This is a genomic window from Streptomyces sp. (genome assembly GCF_031178505.1).
In the GTDB taxonomy this organism is placed as follows: domain Bacteria; phylum Actinomycetota; class Actinomycetes; order Streptomycetales; family Streptomycetaceae; genus Streptomyces; species Streptomyces gulbargensis.
Genome location: NZ_JAPSIW010000740.1, coordinates 1 through 3,401 on the forward strand (window position 1 = coordinate 1; position 3,401 = coordinate 3,401).

Genomic DNA, 3,401 nt, shown 5'->3' on the forward strand with positions numbered 1-3,401 from the left:
GAGGGCCGTGTCGGTGTAGGCGAGGCCGCCTTCCAGTGTGCCCTTGCGGTAGAACGCGGCGTCCGGCAGTTCCGAGCCCATGCCGCCCTCGCCGGCCGCGAAGGCGGTCAGGGCGAAGTGGCCGCCCCGGGCGAGGACGCGGTCGAGGAGCGCCAGGTGGGTGACGCGCCGGTGCGGCGGCAGGTGGTGGAAGCAGCCGGAGTCGTACACGAGGTCGTACGGGCCGTCGGCACCCAGCTCGGGGGCGGTGAAGGCGTTCCCGCACACGAAGCGGATCCGGTCGGCGAGGCCCGCCTCCCGGGCCCGGTCCCGCGCCCAGTCGATCGCCGTGGGGGACAGGTCCACCGCGTCCACCGTGTAGCCGAGCGAGGCCAGGTACAGGGCGTTCCGGCCCGGCCCGCAGCCGAGGTCGAGTGCCCGCCGGACACCCGCGCCGCCTTCCGGGAGCAGCCCCCGTTCCACGTACGACACCAGGTTCTCGTCCGGCTTCGCGACGAAGAACGGCACCGGCCTTTCGCGGTCGGCGTAGAACCCGTCCCACCATCCGGCGCCGCCCCGCGACCACCGGTCGGCGCCCGGCGCGAACAGCCCGTCGAGCAGGGCCATGACGTCCTCGACCGTACGGATACCGCGGTCCTTCTCCACCATGTGGATCTCCCCTCCGTGTCCCGCCAGCCTAGGGCGCGGAGGAGAGAAAGCCCAGGTCGGAGGGGGTGTGGCGGCGTGGAGTGGAGTTGCTGTACGGCCTCGGGGCGGGGCGCGGGGACGGCCGCCGACGGGGCAGCCGCCGCCCCGGGCGAAAGGCTTCCGGCGCCCCTTCCCGGCGCGGGAAGCGGCCTTCCCGGGCGCCGCCAGGGACGGTTTCCCACCGTCCGCGGCGGCTCCGCCGACGGCGAACGCCGTGCGGATACGGGGAGTTGGGGTGGTCCACTGACCGCATGGACATTCTGGTTCTGGGCGGTACGGCATGGGTGGGCCGCGAGCTGTCGCGGCAGGCGCTGGAGCGGGGTCACGAGGTGACCTGTCTGGCGCGCGGGGAGAGCGGAGGAGTGGCGGAGGGGGCCGCCCTGGTGGCGGCGGACCGGCGGGACCCGGGGGCGTACGACGCGCTCCGGGAGCGGGACTGGGACGCGGTCGTGGAGGTGTCCTGGCAGCCCGCCTTCGTGCGCGGCGCGCTCGACGCGCTCGGCGGCCGGGCCCGCCACTGGACGTACGTGTCCTCGTGCAGCGCGTACGCCGCGCACGACGATCCGGGCGCGGACGAGTCCGCGCCGCTGCTGGAACCGACGGAGCTGGGCGAGGTCGGCCGCGAGCTGTACGGCGAGGCCAAGGTGGCCTGCGAGCGGGCCGCCGCGGCGGTGGTCGGCGACCGGCTCCTGGTCGCCCGCGCGGGGCTCATCGGAGGACCCGGCGACCACACCGGCCGCACCGGTTACTGGGCCGCCCGCGCGGCCCGCGCCCCGGAGGCGCCGCTGCTCGTGCCGGACGAGCCGGAGCTGCCGACCCAGGCGATCGACGTGCGCGACCTCGCGGCCTGGCTGCTGGACTCGGCGGAGACGGGGCGCAGGGGAACGTACAACGCGGTCGGTCCGGCCGTCCCCCTCCGCGAGTGGATCGCGCTCTCCCGGGCCGCCGGCGGTCACACCGGCCCCGTGGTCGCCGCCCCCTCGAAGTGGCTCCTGGAGCAGGGCGTCGCGCAGTACATGGGTCCCGAGTCCCTGCCGCTGTGGCTGGCCGACGACGACTGGCGCGGTTTCCAGGCCCGCGCGGGCGAGGCGGCGGCCGCCGCGGGCCTGCGGCAGCGCTCCCGGGAGGAGCTGATCGCCGACACCCTCGCCTGGGAACGCGAGCAGGGCCTGGACCGCGACCGGCGGGCCGGTCTCAGCCCCGCCCGCGAGCGGGAACTCCTCGCGCTCCTCGACGCCTGACCGGCGCTTCCCGCCCCGGGCAACCTTCGCGGGCCGCGCCGGGTCCTCTTTCGGAGAGGACCGCGAAGGGAGAGGGACACGATGGAGGAACTGGGGAGCGCCGTGGTGAGGGCACTGCGCTGGGCCGCGGTCGGCCTGGAGGCCCTCACCGCCTGGTACGACCTGCGCACCACGGGCGGGGCGTCCAAAGTCACCGGGAAGAAGGGACGTTGGGGCGCGGCGGGTTCTCCGGCCGCGCGCCGGGGCGCCGCGTAGGGTCGTCGGATGACCAACAGCGAGGTGCGTGGTGATGTGCGGCCGCCCGATGTCGAGGGCGACGAGAGGACGACCCTGCTGGCCTTCCTGCGGTACCTGCGGGAGGCCGTCGTCGCGAAGACGTACGGCGCTCCCGAGGAGGCGCTGCGGACGCCCGGGGTGCCGTCGGGGACGAGCGTTCTCGGGTTGCTGAAGCACCTGACGGAGGTGGAACGCGGCTGGTTCGCCTGGGCCTACGCGGGGGAGGACATAGCTGTCGCCGAGGACGACGCCCTCACCCCGCGGGACACGGTGGACAGCCTCGTGGCCGCCTACCGGGCGGCCGCCGCGCACTCCGACGCGATCGTCGTCACGTGCGACGACCTGGAACGCCCGGGGGCCCGCTCCCTCCGGGAGACGGCCGCACCGTCGATGCGGTGGATCCTCGTCCACATGATCGAGGAGACGGCCCGGCACGCCGGCCACGCCGACATCCTGCGGGAGCGGATCGACGGCGCCGTGGGGCGCTGAGGCGTCACCGCCGGGTGCGGTGGAGGCCGTCCAGGGTCGCGAGGTCCTCGGGGGTGAGGCGGAGGGAGCCGGCGGCGACGTTGGCGGTGAGGTGGGCGGGGTCGCCGGTGCCGGGGATGGCGAGGAGATGGGCTCCCTGGTGGAGGGTCCAGGCGATGCGGATCTGGGCGGGGCTCACCCCGTGGGCCTCGGCGACGGCGAGGAGTTCGGGACTCTCGGGGGCGGTGGCGCCGCCCTGGCCGCCGGCGGCGGCGATGGCGTAGAACGGCACGAAGGCGATGCCCTGCTCGCCGCAGTGGCGGACGAACGCCTCGTACTCGGGGCGGACGCCGATCCCGTACATGTTCTGGACGCAGACCACGGGCGCGATGGCCCGCGCCTCGGCGAGGTGGTCCGGGGTGACGTTGGAGAGCCCGAGGTGGCGGATGAGGCCGGCCTCGCGGAGTTCGGCGAGGGCGCCGAACCGCTCGGCTATCGAGTCGGTGCCGACGATCCGGAGGTTGACCACGTCGAGGTGGTCGCGGCCGAGCTGGCGCAGGTTCTCCTCGACCTGGGCGCGCAGCGCCTCCGGGGTGCGGGCGTGCTCGGCCCAGGCGCCGGAGGCGTCGCGGGCGGGCCCGACCTTGGTGGCGATGACGAGGTCCTCCGGGTACGGGCCGCCGAGCGCGCTGTTGATCAGCTCGTTCGCCGAGCGGAGCGGCGAGAAGT

At 75.3% G+C, this 3,401-nt stretch carries 5 protein-coding genes; 3 read left to right on the forward strand and 2 right to left on the reverse strand.

Annotation, left to right across the window (positions count from 1 at the left end):
- A partial coding sequence (locus RIF68_RS31460) for a class I SAM-dependent methyltransferase (protein ID WP_309054669.1) occupies window positions 1-648 on the reverse strand: 648 nt, incomplete at its 3' end.
- 290 nt (window positions 649-938) lie between these two features.
- Here RIF68_RS31460 and RIF68_RS31465 point away from each other — a divergent pair.
- The 3 genes from RIF68_RS31465 (at window position 939) to RIF68_RS31475 (ending at window position 2,693) form a co-directional block, all read left to right on the forward strand.
- Window positions 939-1,928, forward strand: coding sequence for an NAD-dependent epimerase/dehydratase family protein (locus tag RIF68_RS31465; RefSeq protein ID WP_309054670.1), 990 nt, complete (start codon window positions 939-941; stop codon window positions 1,926-1,928).
- An 81-nt stretch (window positions 1,929-2,009) separates the two neighbouring features.
- Window positions 2,010-2,183 (forward strand): hypothetical protein, encoded by a 174-nt coding sequence (locus RIF68_RS31470; RefSeq protein WP_309054671.1) that lies wholly within the window; start codon window positions 2,010-2,012, stop codon window positions 2,181-2,183.
- 9 nt (window positions 2,184-2,192) lie between these two features.
- Window positions 2,193-2,693: a DinB family protein gene (locus RIF68_RS31475; RefSeq protein ID WP_309054672.1), complete on the forward strand. Its 501-nt coding sequence runs from the start codon at window positions 2,193-2,195 to the stop codon at window positions 2,691-2,693.
- Between the two features lie 4 nt (window positions 2,694-2,697).
- Here RIF68_RS31475 and RIF68_RS31480 read toward each other — a convergent pair.
- On the reverse strand, window positions 2,698-3,401 hold a 704-nt coding region (locus RIF68_RS31480; RefSeq protein ID WP_309054673.1), incomplete at its 5' end, for an aldo/keto reductase.

Bases quoted from the DNA above. Each gene is read 5' to 3' on its own strand.
- RIF68_RS31465 (WP_309054670.1), top strand. From the start codon at position 939: ATGGACATTCTGGTTCTGGGCGGTACGGCATGGGTGGGCCGCGAGCTG.
- RIF68_RS31470 (WP_309054671.1), top strand. From the start codon at position 2,010: ATGGAGGAACTGGGGAGCGCCGTGGTGAGGGCACTGCGCTGGGCCGCG.
- RIF68_RS31475 (WP_309054672.1), top strand. From the start codon at position 2,193: ATGACCAACAGCGAGGTGCGTGGTGATGTGCGGCCGCCCGATGTCGAG.